The sequence below is a fragment of the Cupriavidus yeoncheonensis genome, assembly GCF_905397275.1.
GTDB classification, from domain to species: domain Bacteria; phylum Pseudomonadota; class Gammaproteobacteria; order Burkholderiales; family Burkholderiaceae; genus Cupriavidus; species Cupriavidus yeoncheonensis.
Genome location: NZ_CAJPUY010000086.1, coordinates 1 through 620 on the forward strand (window position 1 = coordinate 1; position 620 = coordinate 620).

A 620-nucleotide genomic window follows, 5' to 3' on the forward strand; every position below is an offset into this window, starting at 1 on the left:
CAGGTAACGGCTGGCGTGGTCCATCACCGTGAGCGGATAGCACCAGCACTGATCGGCGGTCAGGAATTGCCCCTTGAAGTCCGCGCTCCAGAGCCCGTTGGGCTCGCGCGGCGAGCGCAGTGGCGTGCCATACCGTGCCACACGCCGCCGCTTGTGCCGCGGCTCGATCCTGCCCGCCGCCTTCAGAACGTTGTAGATGGTCGTGCGCGAGGGCACCTCGGCCTCGCCAAATCGCTCTGCCAGGCGCTTCTGGATCTTCTTGGCCCCCAACTCCATGCCGCCACGCCCGCGAAGCTCCAGAATCGCCTCGCGGATCGAATAGGCAATCCGCTCCTGGCCATGCCTGCAGCGGCTACGGTCAGCCAGGCCGGCAAAACCTTCGCTGGTGTACCGCTCGATCCATTTGTAGCCCGTCTTGCGGCTGATGCCGTAACGCTCGCACAGCGCACTGACACTGTCCGTGCCATGCAGGTGATCGGCAACAAACAACAGTCGTTGTTCCATAGGTTTGAGCTCACTCCAGGGCATGGGCATCTCCCGGTGGCAGTCGCCCATGCAGCGTAGAAAACTGTTACCTATGTGCTTGAACTGTTCTGTTACCTATGTGGGTGAACCGTACC

1 protein-coding gene is annotated in these 620 nt (G+C 62.1%); it reads right to left on the reverse strand.

Annotated elements, in window-relative coordinates; genetic code table 11:
- The coding region (locus tag KHO22_RS32385) for a helix-turn-helix domain-containing protein (protein ID WP_211951272.1) at positions 1 to 504 on the reverse strand (504 nt) is incomplete at its 3' end.
- Positions 505 to 620: the final 116 nt, after the last annotated feature.